The organism is Mesorhizobium sp. M0676 (assembly GCF_040320535.1).
Taxonomy (GTDB): domain Bacteria; phylum Pseudomonadota; class Alphaproteobacteria; order Rhizobiales; family Rhizobiaceae; genus Mesorhizobium.
In genome coordinates, this window is sequence record NZ_JAMYPU010000019.1 from 1 (window position 1) to 14,780 (window position 14,780).

Annotated in this window: 16 protein-coding genes and 1 pseudogene; 13 read left to right on the top strand and 4 right to left on the bottom strand. The window is 63.4% G+C overall.

The genetic code is table 11. From position 1 onward, the window contains the following. Positions 1-223 precede the first annotated feature (223 nt). Entirely contained in the window at positions 224-1,018 is a 795-nt protein-coding gene (locus NKI35_RS20600) for a thymidylate synthase (RefSeq protein ID WP_352741348.1), read from the top strand. Positions 1,019-1,046: 28 nt separating this feature from the next. Here NKI35_RS20600 and NKI35_RS20605 read toward each other — a convergent pair. Further along, a pseudogene (locus NKI35_RS20605) lies at positions 1,047-1,244 on the bottom strand (TOBE domain-containing protein). 156 nt (positions 1,245-1,400) lie between these two features. Between NKI35_RS20605 and modA the strand changes: the two are divergent. The 4 genes from modA (at position 1,401) to NKI35_RS20625 (ending at position 4,438) form a co-directional block, all read left to right on the top strand. Next, positions 1,401-2,198 (top strand): molybdate ABC transporter substrate-binding protein, encoded by a 798-nt coding sequence (gene modA, locus NKI35_RS20610; protein WP_352741349.1) that lies wholly within the window; start codon positions 1,401-1,403, stop codon positions 2,196-2,198. A 15-nt stretch (positions 2,199-2,213) separates the two neighbouring features. Further along, positions 2,214-2,918, top strand: a complete 705-nt coding sequence (gene modB / locus NKI35_RS20615; protein ID WP_023667413.1) for a molybdate ABC transporter permease subunit — start codon at positions 2,214-2,216, stop codon at positions 2,916-2,918. Further along, entirely contained in the window at positions 2,915-4,027 is a 1,113-nt protein-coding gene (gene modC / locus NKI35_RS20620; RefSeq protein WP_352741350.1) for a molybdenum ABC transporter ATP-binding protein, read from the top strand. Before modB ends, modC begins: the two co-directional genes overlap by 4 nt. A 69-nt stretch (positions 4,028-4,096) precedes the next feature. Beyond that, complete coding sequence (locus NKI35_RS20625; RefSeq protein WP_352741351.1) at positions 4,097-4,438, top strand: winged helix-turn-helix domain-containing protein; 342 nt, start codon at positions 4,097-4,099, stop codon at positions 4,436-4,438. Between the two features lie 202 nt (positions 4,439-4,640). On the opposite strand, the gene cobF is transcribed toward NKI35_RS20625, so the two are convergent. After that, positions 4,641-5,414 (bottom strand): precorrin-6A synthase (deacetylating), encoded by a 774-nt coding sequence (gene cobF / locus NKI35_RS20630; RefSeq protein ID WP_023667410.1) that lies wholly within the window; start codon positions 5,412-5,414, stop codon positions 4,641-4,643. Between the two features lie 147 nt (positions 5,415-5,561). Here cobF and NKI35_RS20635 point away from each other — a divergent pair, with 147 nt between their 5' ends. The 6 genes from NKI35_RS20635 (at position 5,562) to NKI35_RS20660 (ending at position 11,287) form a co-directional block, all read left to right on the top strand. Further along, positions 5,562-6,578, top strand: a complete 1,017-nt coding sequence (locus NKI35_RS20635) for a DUF4424 domain-containing protein (protein ID WP_352741352.1) — start codon at positions 5,562-5,564, stop codon at positions 6,576-6,578. Next, positions 6,578-7,096, top strand: coding sequence for a dihydrofolate reductase (locus NKI35_RS20640; RefSeq protein WP_352658038.1), 519 nt, complete (start codon positions 6,578-6,580; stop codon positions 7,094-7,096). The genes NKI35_RS20635 and NKI35_RS20640 overlap by 1 nt, the downstream gene beginning before the upstream one ends. A gap of 145 nt (positions 7,097-7,241) precedes the next feature. Continuing rightward, complete coding sequence (hflK, locus tag NKI35_RS20645; RefSeq protein ID WP_023714743.1) at positions 7,242-8,363, top strand: FtsH protease activity modulator HflK; 1,122 nt, start codon at positions 7,242-7,244, stop codon at positions 8,361-8,363. Continuing rightward, positions 8,363-9,340 (top strand): protease modulator HflC, encoded by a 978-nt coding sequence (gene hflC, locus NKI35_RS20650; RefSeq protein WP_023668332.1) that lies wholly within the window; start codon positions 8,363-8,365, stop codon positions 9,338-9,340. The genes hflK and hflC overlap by 1 nt, the downstream gene beginning before the upstream one ends. Before the next feature lie 4 nt (positions 9,341-9,344). Further along, the gene (locus tag NKI35_RS20655; protein WP_023668333.1) at positions 9,345-9,530 is read left to right on the top strand and encodes a DUF2065 domain-containing protein; all 186 of its coding nucleotides are present in this window, start codon (positions 9,345-9,347) and stop codon (positions 9,528-9,530) included. Between the two features lie 239 nt (positions 9,531-9,769). Next, positions 9,770-11,287: a DegQ family serine endoprotease gene (locus NKI35_RS20660; protein ID WP_352741353.1), complete on the top strand. Its 1,518-nt coding sequence runs from the start codon at positions 9,770-9,772 to the stop codon at positions 11,285-11,287. Between the two features lie 46 nt (positions 11,288-11,333). On the opposite strand, the gene NKI35_RS20665 is transcribed toward NKI35_RS20660, so the two are convergent. Together NKI35_RS20665 and serB are read right to left on the bottom strand one after the other, a co-directional pair. Next, positions 11,334-11,909 (bottom strand): GNAT family N-acetyltransferase, encoded by a 576-nt coding sequence (locus NKI35_RS20665; protein WP_352741354.1) that lies wholly within the window; start codon positions 11,907-11,909, stop codon positions 11,334-11,336. Then, the gene (serB, locus tag NKI35_RS20670) at positions 11,906-12,793 is read right to left on the bottom strand and encodes a phosphoserine phosphatase SerB (protein WP_352741355.1); all 888 of its coding nucleotides are present in this window, start codon (positions 12,791-12,793) and stop codon (positions 11,906-11,908) included. Before serB ends, NKI35_RS20665 begins: the two co-directional genes overlap by 4 nt. Between serB and miaA the strand changes: the two genes are divergently transcribed. Continuing rightward, complete coding sequence (gene miaA / locus NKI35_RS20675) at positions 12,783-13,766, top strand: tRNA (adenosine(37)-N6)-dimethylallyltransferase MiaA (protein ID WP_352741356.1); 984 nt, start codon at positions 12,783-12,785, stop codon at positions 13,764-13,766. The two genes, serB and miaA, sit on opposite strands and share 11 nt — an antisense overlap. Before the next feature lie 130 nt (positions 13,767-13,896). Beyond that, positions 13,897-14,688: a GGDEF domain-containing protein gene (locus NKI35_RS20680; RefSeq protein ID WP_023668337.1), complete on the top strand. Its 792-nt coding sequence runs from the start codon at positions 13,897-13,899 to the stop codon at positions 14,686-14,688. Positions 14,689-14,780 lie beyond the last annotated feature (92 nt).

Genomic DNA, 14,780 nt, shown 5'->3' on the forward strand with positions numbered 1-14,780 from the left:
CTCTCTCTCTCTCTCTCTCTCACTCTCTCTCGAACGCTTGTGATTGGCGAAACCACTGAGCGCCCCTCTCCCCGTCCTATACGGGGAGAGGATGCCGGCAGGCAGGTGAGGGGCAGCGCCACCTCTTGAGAGATGGGGCAAGCCGCGTTCTGGTCCCTTTTGCTGTGTTCGGCCGGCGGCCAGTCGGTTATGATGGCGGTAACCCCGAATCGAGGCGAAGCCGATGCGCCAGTATCTCGACCTTTTGCAGCATGTGCTGGACAATGGCGCCGATCGTGGCGACCGCACGGGCACCGGCACGCGTGGGGTGTTCGGGTACCAGATGCGCTTCGACCTGTCGCGCGGCTTTCCCGTCACCACCACCAAGAAGCTGCATCTGAAGTCGATCATCCATGAACTCCTGTGGTTCCTGGCCGGCGACACCAACATCAAATACCTTAGAGATCATGGCGTTTCGATCTGGGACGAATGGGCCGACGAGAATGGCGATCTCGGCCCGGTCTATGGCAAGCAGTGGCGCTCTTGGCCGGATGGCCGTGGCGGGTCGATCGACCAGATTGCCAATGTTCTGAAGGAGATACGCAGGAATCCGAATTCACGCCGGCTGATCGTTTCGGCGTGGAACCCGGCCGAAGTGGCGGCGATGGCGCTGCCGCCCTGCCACTGCCTGTTCCAGTTCTACGTCTCGGACGGCAAGCTGTCCTGCCAGCTCTACCAGCGCTCGGCCGACATTTTTCTCGGCGTACCCTTCAACATCGCTTCCTACGCGCTGCTGACCCTGATGGTGGCGCAGGTGACCGGGCTGAAGCCCGGCGAGTTCGTCCATACGCTGGGCGATGCGCATCTCTATTCCAACCATTTCGAGCAGGCGCGCGAGCAATTGCGGCGCACACCCAAGGCGCTGCCGACGCTGTGGATCAATCCGGAGGTGAAGGACCTGTTCGCCTTCCGCTTCGAGGATTTCCGGCTGGAAAACTATTTTGCCGACGCGTCGATCAAGGCGCCGATCGCGGTCTGATCCGTCCACCGTCAATCAATTCCGACCCTCAATCGATGTCGACCATGACGTCGGTTGCCTTGATCATGGCATAGGCTGCTTGCCTTTTTCGAGCTTGAGATCGGCAACGGCCTCGTTGGTGATCGAAGCGTGACGACGGAGCCGGCGACATCACCGCGGACAGGCGAGGTGCTTTGACGATCTCGACGATCGTTCCCTTGAGGATGTTGCGGGCGCTGATCTTCATCGGAGTTCCTTTCCGGGTTTCGGTGCACGTCCAAACCAGAACAATCGATGCCGAACATACGCTTTCGCAGGAGGCGGCCTTCCCTTGTTATAGTCATCCAGATATATCGGTCGGCAGGAGTCGAGCCAGCAGATTTCAAGCCCAGGGAGAGTTTTCATGTTGGGGCACAAAGGTTTTGGTATGAGGGCAATCGCGATTGGCGGCTTTGCCGCAGCTCTGATGGCCGCGATGCCGGCGGCTCACGCGGGAGACAAGGTGATCGTGTTTGCCGCAGCCAGCCTCAAGGACGGGCTCGACGCCGTCACCAAGGCCTGCGAAGCCGATGTCGGTGAAGCGGCGACCGTCTCCTACGCCGCGAGCTCGGCCCTGGCCAAGCAGATCGAACTCGGGGCGCCCGCCGATGTGTTCATCTCGGCCGACCTCGACTGGATGAAATATCTCTCCGACAAGAAACTGACCAAGCCGGACACCGAGGTGAAACTGCTCGGCAACCAGATCGTGCTGGTGGCGCCGAAGGATTCCAAGGTCGAAACCAGGATCGAGAAAGGCTTCGACCTCGCCAAGCTGGTTGGCGACGGCAGGCTCGCCATGGGCGACGTCAAGGCGGTGCCGGCCGGCAAATACGGCAAGGCGGCACTTGAATCGCTCGGCGTCTGGTCGTCGGTCGAAGGCAAGGTGGCGCAGGCTGAGAATGTGCGCGCCGCGCTTAAGCTGGTTTCAACGGGCGAGGCCGCGCTCGGCATCGTCTATGCCACCGACGCGCATGCCGACAAGGGCGTCAAGGTGGTCGGCACCTTCCCGGAGGATTCGCACCCGCCGATCATCTATCCGGTTGCCCAGACCACCGATTCGAAGGACAAGGATACGCCGGCCTTCCTGAAGTGCCTGCAGTCCGCCAAGGCGGCGGAACTGTTTAGGGATCAGGGTTTCACCGTGCTCACGCCGAGCAATTAAGGTAGCGGCTGACGCATGAACTGGCTGCTGGACCTCACTCCCGACGAATGGAATGCGGTCCGGCTGTCGATCAAGGTGGCGACGGTGGCGATGCTGTTCAGCCTGCCGCCGGGCATCTTGATGGCGCTTTTGCTGGCCCGCGGAAAATTCTGGGGCAAGACGCTGCTCAACGGTGTGGTTCACCTGCCATTGATCCTGCCGCCGGTGGTGACAGGTTATCTCTTGCTGCTTACCTTCGGCCGGCGCGGGCCGGCGGGAGCGTTCCTGGCCGAGCATTTCGGCATCGTCTTCTCGTTTCGCTGGACCGGCGCCGCACTGGCCTGCGGTATCATGGGCTTTCCCCTGATGGTGCGGGCGATCCGGCTGTCGATCGAGGCGGTCGACCGCAAAATGGAGGCAGCGGCGGGAACGCTCGGCGCCAACCCGATTTGGGTCTTCGCCACCATCACGCTGCCGCTGATCCTGCCCGGGCTGATCGCCGGCTCGATCCTGTCCTTCGCCAAGGCGATGGGCGAGTTCGGCGCCACGATCACCTTCGTCTCCAACATTCCCAACGAGACGCAGACGCTGCCTTCGGCGATCTACACCTTCACGCAGGTGCCTGGCGGCGATGACGGGGCGCTCAGGCTGACGCTGATCTCCATCGTCATCTCGATGGCCGCATTGGTCGCCTCGGAAGTGCTGGCGCGGCGCGTCGGCCGGCGGATGGACATCGAATGAGCGTGCTGGTGGACATCAGCCATCGGCTCGACGGTTTCGCCGTCGACGCGCGTTTCGAAAGCGCCGGGCGGCTGACGGCGCTGTTCGGGCCATCGGGCTCCGGCAAGACGACGCTGATCAACGTGATCGCCGGCCTGATCCGGCCGACCAAGGGCCGTATCGCGGTCGACGGCTGTGTGCTGGTCGACACCGATGCCGGCATTTTCGTGCCGAAGCACAAGCGCCGGATCGGCATGGTGTTCCAGGACGCGCGGCTGTTTCCGCATATGAGCGTGGCCGGCAATCTGCGCTATGGCCGCTGGTTCACGCCACCGGCGGAGCGCTATGCGGATATCGACGCGGTCGTCGAACTGCTCGGCATCGGTCCTCTGCTCGACCGGCGACCGGCAAAGCTCTCGGGCGGCGAGAAGCAGCGCGTGGCGATCGGCCGGGCGCTGCTTGCCAGCCCGAAACTGCTGTTGATGGACGAGCCGCTGGCCTCGCTCGACGATGCGCGCAAAGCCGAGATCCTGCCCTATATCGAGCGGCTGCGCGACGAGACCAAGCTGCCCATCGTATATGTCAGCCACTCCGTCGCCGAGGTGGCGCGGCTGGCCAGCGACGTGGTGGTGATGGCGCAAGGCAAGGTCGCTGCCTCAGGCCCGACCGGCGCGATCATGCAACGGCTCGAATTGCTGCCGGCGGAGGAACGCGGCGAGGGCGGCGCGGTTCTCGACACCAAGGTGCTGCGCCATGATGAGATCTTCGGGATGACCGTGCTCGGCTCGGCGGCGGGCGAAATCCGGGTGCCGCAATTGGCGGTCTCGGTCGGCGCGCCTGTGCGCATCCGAATCCGCGCCCGCGACGTGATGATCGCCACCGAACAGCCGAAAGGTCTCAGTGCGCTCAACATCCTGCCGGGCGCCATCGTCGCAATCGGCTCGGGCGAGGGGCCGACGGTCGAAATCGGCATCGACTGCAATGGCGCAACCGTGCTTGCGCGCATTACCGAACAATCCAGGCAGGTACTGAACCTTCAACTCGGCGGCAAGGTGTTCGCGGTGATCAAGACGGTCAGTTTCGACCGTGCCAACGCCGGCGCCGGGCTGCCGGCCGAAGCGGATGGCTGATAGCCGCTATATCGTTTTGGAATAGCGCTATGGGTCGAGAGGGGCTAGTGTGACTGTGGAGGACAAGAGATGCCGTCGCTGAGCCTGCGGATAAATCTCGATCCGGACGGGCGCATAGGTCCGGGCAAGATCGAATTGCTGGAGCAGATCGCCACTTTCGGCTCGATCTCGGCTGCGGCACGCTGCATGGAGATGTCCTACAAGCACGCCTGGGATCTGGTGGAAGATATGAACCGTGTGTTCGGCAAGCCACTGGTCGCGGCGCAGACCGGCGGCAAAAAGGGCGGCGGCGCACAGCTGACCTCAGTTGGCCTTGCAGTTGTCAGCCGTTTTCGCGCTATCGAGCGCGCTGCGGCGGCAGCGGCGGCCACGCATATGGACGCCTTGCAGGCGGAGATTGATGCTGGGTGAGGGTTGAAGCTTGCGATCCGTCACACCCCCCTCTGTCCTGCCGGACATCTCCCCCGCAAGGGGGGAGATCAGCTAGCCCGTAGACGGGCGCTAATCTGTTAGGCGATTGGCGAAATCCTCCGTGACGGCCAATCTCCCCACTAGAGGGGGAGATGTCCGGCAGGACAGAGGGGGGCGCGAAGGAACTCGACCTTTGAGCGCGCTATTCCTCGGGCTCTCCTGCTTTACGCAGCAGATAGGTGTCCATGATCCAGCCCTTTCTTTTCCGGGCTTCTTCTCTCGTCCTCTCAATCTCCTCGCCGACATCACCCAGGCGACCGGAAACGATGATCTCATCGGGTGTGCCGAGATAGGCGCCCCAATGGATGATCAGATCCTTGTCTGCCAGCGTGTTGAAGGCGCATTTGCCGTCGAGCATGACCACGGCGCTGCCGGCATTGTGCGGCATGCCTTGTTCGGCGAGGCGGCGGCCGGTGGTGATCAGCACGGGGTCGCCGATGCGGTTCAGCGCCATCTTGTGGCCGGCGGCTAGCGCCTGGACGGCGGTGATGCCGGGAATGACCTCCAGTTCGAATGCGACATTGCCCCTCAGTCGTACGCGCGCGAGGATGCGCAGCGCGCTGTCATAGAGCGAGGGGTCGCCCCAGATCAGGAAGGCGCCGCACCCGTCCTCGGCAAGTTCGTCGCGGACCAGGCTCTCATAGATCTGGGCGATGGCCTCGTGCCAGTCATCGACGGTCGAGCGATAGGAAGGCGCCGGCTCGGCGCGCACCGGCACGTCGAACTCGACGCGGCGCGATTTCGGATTGCTGACGAAACGGTCGCAGATATGGCGGCGCAATTCGGCAAGGTCGTTCTTCTTCGCCCCCTTGTCGGGGATAAACAGGACGTCCGCCCGGTTTAGGCCTGATATGGCCTGCACGGTCATATGGTCGGGATTGCCGGCGCCGATGCCGATGACGAGAAGCTTGCGCATGACGCGAACTCCTGCCCGATCGAAACCTGTTAGTCCAGACCGCCGATTGGCGTGTCCAGACACTGTGGCGTCCTGCTGGGAGACGGAAGGCTTTGAAACGCCACATTGAAACGGCTAGGGTCGCGGCATTCTTGGCGAGGGGCTTCGATGTTGCAATATGTTCTGTCCGTAGCGCTGGCGCTTTTAGCCGTGCCCGCGCTGGCCAATGATACGACCGCCGAACTCGGCACAGGTGGCCTGATCCTGTCGCGTAGCGACGCGGTGTCGATGCAAAGCGAGGACCTCTATATCTCGCCGGAAAAGGTCACGGTCGACTACGTCTTCCACAACAACACCGACAAGGATGTAAATGCCATCGTCGCTTTTCCGCTGCCGGACATCGAAGGCAATCCGGAGGAAATGCCGGCCATCCCGGAAAACCAGAGCGACAATTTCCTTGGCTTCGAGGTGACGATCGACGGAGCGCCGGCAAAGCCGCAGCTCGAGCAGAAAGTGTTCGCTGTCGGCATCGATATCGGCGCCGATCTGAAGGCGCAGAACGTGCCGTTCAATCCGTTCGGCGATGCGGCCAAGGCGGCCCTGGCGAATCTGCCGAAAACGGTCGCCGAGGATTGGGAAAACCGCGGCATCATCATCGAGGATACGGGCAGCGACGGTACCGAGGCGAACAAGGTCTATACGCCGTGGTGGCAGTTGCGCTCGACCTATTGGTGGCGCGCGACATTTCCGGCCAACAAGGATGTCCACGTCTCGCACCGCTACAAACCGAGCGTCGGCGGCACGTCATCGGTGAGTTTCTTCTATGACGGCAAGTTCACCGAGGGCAGCCAGTACACGAACTACAAGACCCGCTACTGCATGGACGACAGCTTCGAGAATGCGGTGCGGCAGGCCGCCAAGGCCGACGGTTATCCGCATTTTTACGAGAACCGCATTGCCTATATCCTGACCACCGGCGGCAACTGGGCCAATGGCAGCATCGGCAAGTTCAAGCTGACCGTCGACAAGGGCAACCCGAAAGCGCTGATCTCGTTTTGCGGCGGCAATGTCAAGAAGGTTGGGCCGACGACCTTCGAGACGAAGGCGCAGGATTTCTATCCCGAGCACAACATCGACATATTGCTCTTGGAGCCGTCGGATGACGGCGCCGGGGAAGCCAACTGATGGACGTCGCAATCTATGTCGCCATCGCGCAGAACGGCGTCATCGGGCGCGACGGCGGCTTGCCGTGGCGGCTGTCCACCGATCTCAAGCGCTTCAAGGCCGATACGATGGGCAAGCCCGTCATCATGGGCCGCAAGACTTATGAAGGCATCGGCCGGCCGCTGCCGGGCCGATTGAACATCGTGGTGACCCGCGACAAGGCCTGGCGCGCCGAGGGCATCGAGGTGGCGCACTCGCTGGAAGCCGCGATCCAGCTGGCCACGGTGCGCGGGCGTTGCATGAACGGCGTTGACGAAATCTGCGTCATCGGCGGCGGCGAGATCTATGCGCAGGCGCTGCCGCTGGCAGACCGGCTGCACGTCACCCATGTGCTGGCGGCGGTCGATGGCGACGCGCATTTTCCCGACATCGATCCGGATTTGTGGCGCCTTGTCAGCGCTCAGGACGTTCCGGCCGGTGAAAAGGACAGCCATGCGACGCGCTATTCGGTTTACGAGCGACGCCGCGGCGTGCATTGAGACGATAAAAGGGTCGCGAACGTCCAAAACGGACATGCTCGGCAGCGGATCGCGTTGAAAGCGCATCGCGGCATCCCTATAGAAGAACAACTGGATTTTGCGCCGCAACGCCGGCGCCGAGGGAATTCCAAGCGAAAGGACATTCATGCCCTGGAACGACAAGAGCGGCGGTGGCGGCGGCCCATGGGGTGGCGGCGGCGGCAACAATCAGGGACCCTGGGGGCAGGGACCGAAGGGGCCTAGCGGCCCGCCGGGGTCACCTCCCGATCTCGAAGACATCATCCGCCGCGGCCAGGACCGGCTGCGGCGCGCGCTGCCCGGTGGCGGCGGCGCCAGCCCGGCCGTCTTTGCGCTGATCGCAGCGGCTCTAATCGTGCTGTGGGCGTTCAAGGCGGTCTACACCGTGCAGCCGGACGAGGTTGCGGTCGAGCTGCGCTTCGGCAAGCCGAAGGCGGAGCTGTCGCAGCCAGGCCTGCATTTCCATTGGTGGCCCGTCGAAACCGTCGAGACGGCCAACATCGCCGAACAACTCGTCGATATCGGTGGTGGCGGCGCGACGAGCGGCAACTCGTCGGGGCTGATGCTTACCGGCGACCAGAACATCGTCAACGTCCAGTTTTCGGTGGCCTATCAGGTCTCCGATCCCCGGGCCTATCTGTTCGACGTCTCCGACCCAGAAGGCATGCTGCAGCAGGTCGCAGAGAGCGCCATGCGCGAAGCGGTCGGCCGGCGACCTGCCCAGGACATCTTCCGCGACGACCGCCAGGGCATTGCGGCGTCGGTGCGTGAAATCATCCAGACGACGCTGGACGGCTACAAGGCCGGCCTGAACGTCAACGCAGTTTCGATCGAGGACGCGGCGCCGCCGCGTGAAGTGGCCGACGCGTTCGACGAAGTGCAGCGCGCCGAGCAGGACGAAGACAAGTTCGTCGAGCAGGCCAACCAGTATTCCAACCAGAAGCTCGGCCAGGCGCGTGGCGCCGCGGCGCAGATCCGCGAGGACGCGGCAGCCTACAAGAACCGTGTCGTCCAGGAAGCCGAAGGTGAGGCGCAGCGCTTCATCTCGGTCTATGACGAATACGCCAAGGCGCCCGACGTGACGCGCCGGCGGCTTTATCTGGAAACGATGGAGAAGGTGCTGAAGGATTCCAACAAGGTCATCGTCGAACAGGGCAATGGACAAGGGGTCGTTCCCTATCTGCCGCTGCCGGCACTGCAGCCGAAGGCGCCGGCGCCTGCCGGCGCGACCACGGGAGGAGCCCAGTGATGGCCAATCGTCTTCCCATCATCGCGGTCATCGCGGCCGTGCTTCTGTTCTTGCTCTACTCCTCGGTCTTCGTGGTCAACGCGCGCCAGCAGGCGCTCGTGCTGCGGTTCGGCGAGATCGTCGACGTCAAGAATGAACCCGGCATCTATTTCAAGGCGCCTTTCGCCTTCTTCGACGCCGACAGCGTGCAGTTGATCGAAAACAGGGTGCTGCGCTTCGATCTCGATAACATTCGCGTCCAGGTTTCGGGCGGCAAGTTCTATGAGGTCGACGCTTTCATCGCGTACCGCATCTCGGATCCGCGGGTGTTCCGCTCCGCGGTGTCCGGTCAGATCACACTGGCCGAAGCACGACTGAGGACGCGTCTCGATGCGGCGCTGCGCCGTGTCTACGGTCTGCGCGACTTCGAAGCGGCGCTCTCGGAAGAGCGGGCCGTGATGATGCGTGAAGTGCGCGATCAGCTGCGGCCCGACGCTACCTCGCTCGGCCTGCAGATCGAGGATGTGCGCATCCGCCGAACCGATCTGACGGCTGAGGTTTCGCAGCAGACCTTCGACCGCATGAAGGCCGAACGTTTGGCCGAGGCCGAACGGCTGAGAGCGCGCGGCAAAGAGGCCGCGCAGCGCATCACCGCCCGCGCCGACCGCGAAGTGGTGGAAATCGTCGCCGAGGCGCGCAAGGAATCGGAAATCCTGCGTGGTGAAGGTGAAGCCCAGCGCAGTGCGACCTTTGCCGACGCCTACAAACGCGATCCGGCGTTCTTCGACTTCTACCGGTCGATGAATGCCTATGGCACGGCGCTGGACAACTCCGGGACGACGATGGTGCTTTCGCCGAACTCGGAGTTCTTCCGCTTCTTCCGCAATCCGGACGGTACGGACGCGAAGCCGGCGACACCTGCGGCTCCGGCGACGGCACCTGCCGCGCCGGCGACGGCACCTGCCGCGCCGGCTGCACAACCTGCACCCGCCCAGTAGGGCGGTGCAGGATTTCCTTGCGGCCATAGGCCTGGTCCTCGTCGTAGAGGGTCTGGTCTATGGCGGCTTTCCCGGCCTTGCCAAACGTCTTGCCGGCGAAGTGCTGTCGACGCCGGAAATTGCGCTGCGCATCGTCGGGCTGGTGGCGATCGCCATCGGCGTCGGCATCGTCTGGTTGGTGCGTGGCTGAGGACCGCTGATCTGCAATTCCAGGAAAGTGTGAGCGGTTTTCCGTCCGGAATTGCGTAAAAGCAAAGGGATTGAACGGTTCGCCGTTTCCGCGAAACGGCGAACCGCTCTAGGGTGTAACGGAGGATTTATCCTCCTGATGTGGCCATAGCCGCAAACGTGCCGTATTTCTTGCCAACATGACGCGACGCGGCGTTTTGCCGAAGCGCTTTTTCTTTTCAGCAATCCGGGAGGCTTTCGATGACATCCAACACCCTTCTGCGCGCGGCGCGGCGGACGTTCATCGCAGGTGCGGCGGCACTTATGGTCGGCGCGCTTGCCGTTCCGGCTTTTGTGACGCCGACGGTGGCCGCGGACGGACCGGCTTCGGTCGCCGACCTCGCCGAAGGCCTGCTCGGTGCGGTGGTCAACATCTCGACCTCGCAGACCGTGAAGGGCACGGAAGGTCCGGGCGCGGTGCCGATGCCGCAGCTGCCGGAGGGTTCGCCGTTCCAGGATTTCTTCGACGACTTCTTCAAGAACCGTGGCGGCGACAAGGATGGCGGCGCGCAAAAGGTGCAGTCGCTGGGCTCCGGCTTCGTGGCAGACGCCGAGCAAGGCATTGTCGTCACCAACAACCACGTCATCGCCGATGCAGACGATATCGAGGTGAATTTCTCCGACGGCGTGACGCTCAAGGCGACGCTGGTCGGCACCGACACCAAGACCGACGTGGCGGTGCTCAAGGTCGACCCGAAGGGCCACAAGCTGACGGCGGTGAAGTTCGGCGATTCCAACAAGATGCGCGTCGGCGACTGGGTGATGGCGATCGGCAATCCGTTCGGCCTTGGCGGTACGGTGACGGTCGGCATCGTCTCGGCCCGCAACCGCGACATCAATTCTGGCCCCTATGACGACTTCATCCAGACCGACGCCGCCATCAACCGCGGCAATTCCGGCGGGCCGCTGTTCAACAGCCTGGGCGAGGTCATCGGCATCAACACGGCGATCATCTCGCCGTCGGGCGGCTCGATCGGCATCGGCTTCTCCATCCCCTCGCAGCTTGCCTCGGGCGTCGTGGACCAGCTGCGCCAGTTCGGCGAGACCCGTCGCGGCTGGCTCGGCGTGCGCATCCAGCCGGTGACCGACGACATCGCCGAGAGCCTCGGCATGGCGACCGCTAAGGGCGCGCTGGTGGCCGGCGTCATCAAGGGCGGACCGGTCGACAACGGCACAATTCTCGCCGGCGACGTCATCATCAAGTTCGACGGCAAGGACATCCATGAAATGCGCGACCTGCCGCGCGTCGTGGCGGAAAGCCCGGTCGGCAAGGCGGTCGACGTGATTATCGTGCGCAAGGGCGTCGAGCAGACGGTGAAGGTGACGCTCGGCCGGCTTGAGGACGGCGAGAAGGTTGCCGCCGGTGAGGACGGCACTACCGATGAGGACAAGGGCGGCGACAAGGCGCCCGCGGTCTCCACGGCCTCGGTGCTCGGCATGACCGTCGGCGAGCTCAATGACGACACACGGAAAAAGTTCGGGATCGCCGCCGATGTCTCCGGCGTCGTCATCACCGACGTCACCAAGGATTCGGCCGCAGCCGAGCGCGGCATCCAGGCCGGCGAGGTGATCACCGAAATCGCCCAGGAATCGGTCGCGACCCCGAAGGACGTGATGGACCGGATCGGCGCGCTGAAGGAGCAGGGCCGCAAGAATGCGCTCTTGATGCTGGCGTCCAAGACAGGCGAGTTGCGCTTCGTGACGATCCGGATGGATTGAGTCCGGTCAGGCCTGCAACGATCTGATTTCGAAATGAAAAGGGCGGCTAGTTAGCCGCCCTTTTTCTTGCCTGCCAGTCCTTGCGCGACAGGGTGTAGAGGACATGCCGCTTGAGGTGGTGCGGGTGGCTGTCAGGGATGGATGGGTGGTCGAAATCGCGAGCCGGGTCAGGGGTCATGCCAAGACGCTCCATGACGGCCGTCGAGCGGCGGTTGGCCGCGACGGCGAAGGAGACGATCTCGTCGCGGTCAAGCGTTTCGAAGCCAAAGGCGAGCCAGGCTTCGGAGGCCTCCGTGACATAGCCCTTGCGCCAGAATTCCGGCGCCAACCGCCAGCCGATCTCGATCGTATCGGAAGGCAGGGACGGCACGTGATCGGTCTTTAAGAGACCGACGAAGCCGATGCATTCCCCAGTCGCGGCGATCTCGGCGGCGGCAAAACCAAAGCCGTCCTCGGCGATCCAGCCCCGAAACTCGTCCATCTTGGCATCCGTCTCGGCGCGGTCGCGGCGGAACGGAAAGAATTCCATCACCCGCTCGTCCGAATTGATGCGGTGGAAGAGTTCGCGATCGCGGTCTTCCCAGTTGCGCAGGATGAGGCGCTCGGTGCGCATCGGTTTCATTGGGCGAACTCTTCCTGGCGGTAGCCCTGGAGATAAAGCAGCGCGGTGAGATCGCCATGGTCGATGCGGACCTTGGCTTCGGCAGCAACGGCCGGCTTGGCGTGGAGCGCGACACCGGTGCCGGCCAGGCGGATCATGTCGAGGTCGTTGGCGCCGTCGCCGACCGCAATCGCATCGAATGGCGTCAGGCCGAGGCGGGCCGAGATATCGTTCAGCGCATCGGCCTTGGCGGCGCGGCCGAGGATCGGCTCGGCGACCAGGCCGGCAAAGCGCCCGTTCTCCTCGATCAGGCGGTTGGCACGGTTTTCCTGGAAGCCGAGCATGGCGGCGACACGGCTGGTGAAGACCTCGAAGCCGCCGGAGACAAGCGCCGTCCAGGCGCCATTGGCGCGCATCGTCTGCACCAGGGCGTGGCCGCCCGACGCCAGCGTCAGGCGGTTCGCGATGATGCGGTCGACAACGGCCGTATCGAGGCCTTTCAGCAACGCTACGCGTTCCCGTAAGGCGGGCTCGAAGGCGATCTCGCCGTTCATCGAGCGTGCGGTGATGGCGGCGACGCGGTCCTTGACGCCGATCTCGTCGGCGAGTTCGTCGATGCATTCCTGGTCGATCATGGTTGAATCCATATCGGCAAGCAGGATTGTCTTGCGGCGGCTTTCGGCCTGCTGAACGATCACGTCGACCGGCTCGGAGCCAAGTGCCAAGCGCAAGGCGGCACTTGCCTCAGCGGCTTCCGCACCCTCGGGTAGCACCAGATCGCAGGCGACGCCTTCGCCCAGCCAGCGAACAGCGCTTGCGCCGACCGACCGTGAGGCCATATTCGCAAGCGAGGCCGACATCGCGCGGCGGACGGGGTGAGACACAAGCGTGGCAATGAGCGGCATCGAGGCTTCCAAGCAGCTAGGCGAGGGCGGGCAGGCGGGCGAGGGCCGCGTGAAGGACGCGATCCTGATAGCCGGGCCGACCGCCAGCGGCAAGTCGGCGCTGGCGCTCGATCTCGCCGAGCGCAAGGGCGGTGTCATCGTCAACACCGATTCCATGCAGGGCTATTCGGTGCTCGATGTGCTGACTGCGCGACCGAATGCCGCCGAACTCGGCCGCGCGCCGCACTATCTCTATGGCCACGTGCATCCCTCCACCGCCTATTCCACCGGCGCCTGGCTGCGCGACGTGATGAAGCTGATCGATGACGGCACGCTCGCCCGACAGCCCGATGACGCCGGCTTTGAACGTCCGGTGATTTTCGTCGGCGGCACCGGGCTCTATTTTCGCGCACTTGCCGAGGGCATTTCGGAAATGCCCGACATTCCGCAGCAGGTACGCGACCGCTGGCGCTACGAGTTAAAGGAGCAAGGCGCAGCCAAGCTGCACCGCATCCTGATGCATGAGGATTCGGCGGTCGCCATGCAGCTGAAGTCGACCGACGGCCAGCGCATCGTGCGGGCGCTGGAGGTGCTCGACGCATCCGGCCGCTCCATCCTAGAATGGCAGGCAGCGCGCGGCCGGCCGCTGATCGACCGCGACAGCGCTCGGTTCTTCGTTATCGAGCCGGACCGCGCCCCCCTTGTCGAGCGGATCGAAACAAGGTTCGACCGCATGCTCGATCTCGGCGCGCTCGATGAGGTCAAACGGCTTGCGGCGCTTGGCCTCGATCCCGACCTTCCGGCGATGAAGGCGATCGGCGTTCGCGAACTTTCGGCTGCCATGGCGGGTGACATCAGCTTTCCTCAGGCCATCGAGCGCTGCAAGGCAGCGACGCGGCAATATGCCAAACGGCAAACGACGTGGTTTCGCCATCAGCTGGGACCGGAATGGCTGAGATTGCAGCCCGGCGGCCGCTTGCAAACCGCGATTTGATTTTCGTGCTGCCAATACAATTAAAGAAACAGAAGTAGGAATGAACATTCCCGCTCCGGTTGTCTGGATTAACCGTCCGTAAGGCGCCGGCATGCCATAGATCCGGCGGGTACTTTGCAACGGGAAGCAGATGCGTTTCCACAAGGCGGAATCCGCATTTTTCGTCTTTATTTTCGTGATCCTGGCCGCAGGCCTGGTGACGCTTTATGCCTATGGTCAATTGCAGTTCATCGCGGTCGGTCACGATACGACTTCCCGGGTCGAGAGGATCGCCTATCTCAACACGCTGCTGTTTGTCACCGGGGTGCTGCTGGCGACAGCGCTGTTCTTCGGCGTGTTCTTCATCTACCCGCTGATCCGTAGGCAGGCCACGGAAGAGGGGAAGCTGCGCGCCATGACGGTTTCGCTCAGCGCCCGCTCGGAAACGCTGCAGCATGCGGCATTGACCGACGGCCTTACCGGCATGCAGAACCGGCGCTACTTCGATGATGCGCTGAAGGAATATCTCGAGGAATTCCGCCGCATCGAAAAGCCCGTCGGGCTGATGATCCTCGACCTCGATCATTTCAAACAGGTCAACGACACGCATGGCCACGATGTCGGCGACGAGGTGCTTAGGGCAGTCGCCAATTGCCTCAAAGGCATGACGCGCTACCACGATGTGGTGGCGCGGCTTGGGGGCGAGGAGTTCGCCGTCGTTACGCCCAACATGGATGCGGAGTTGTTGGGGAAGTTCGCCGAACGCATCCGCAAAGCGATTGCCAACATGTCGGTGCTGTCGGGCAATGTCCGCCTCAAGATCACCACCAGCGTCGGACTAGCCGTCTGGGATCGGAAGGAAACCGCCGAGGAATTCTACCGCCGCGCCGACCGCCAGCTCTACGAGGCGAAGAGGCAAGGCCGCAACCGCGTCTGCGCCTGAAATCCCGGCATTAAATTCGTGAGGTGCCGTTTGATGCCGTCTTCTGCGCTTCCGGTGGCTCACGGACTCAATGTCCGCTCCGCTCCGGTTCT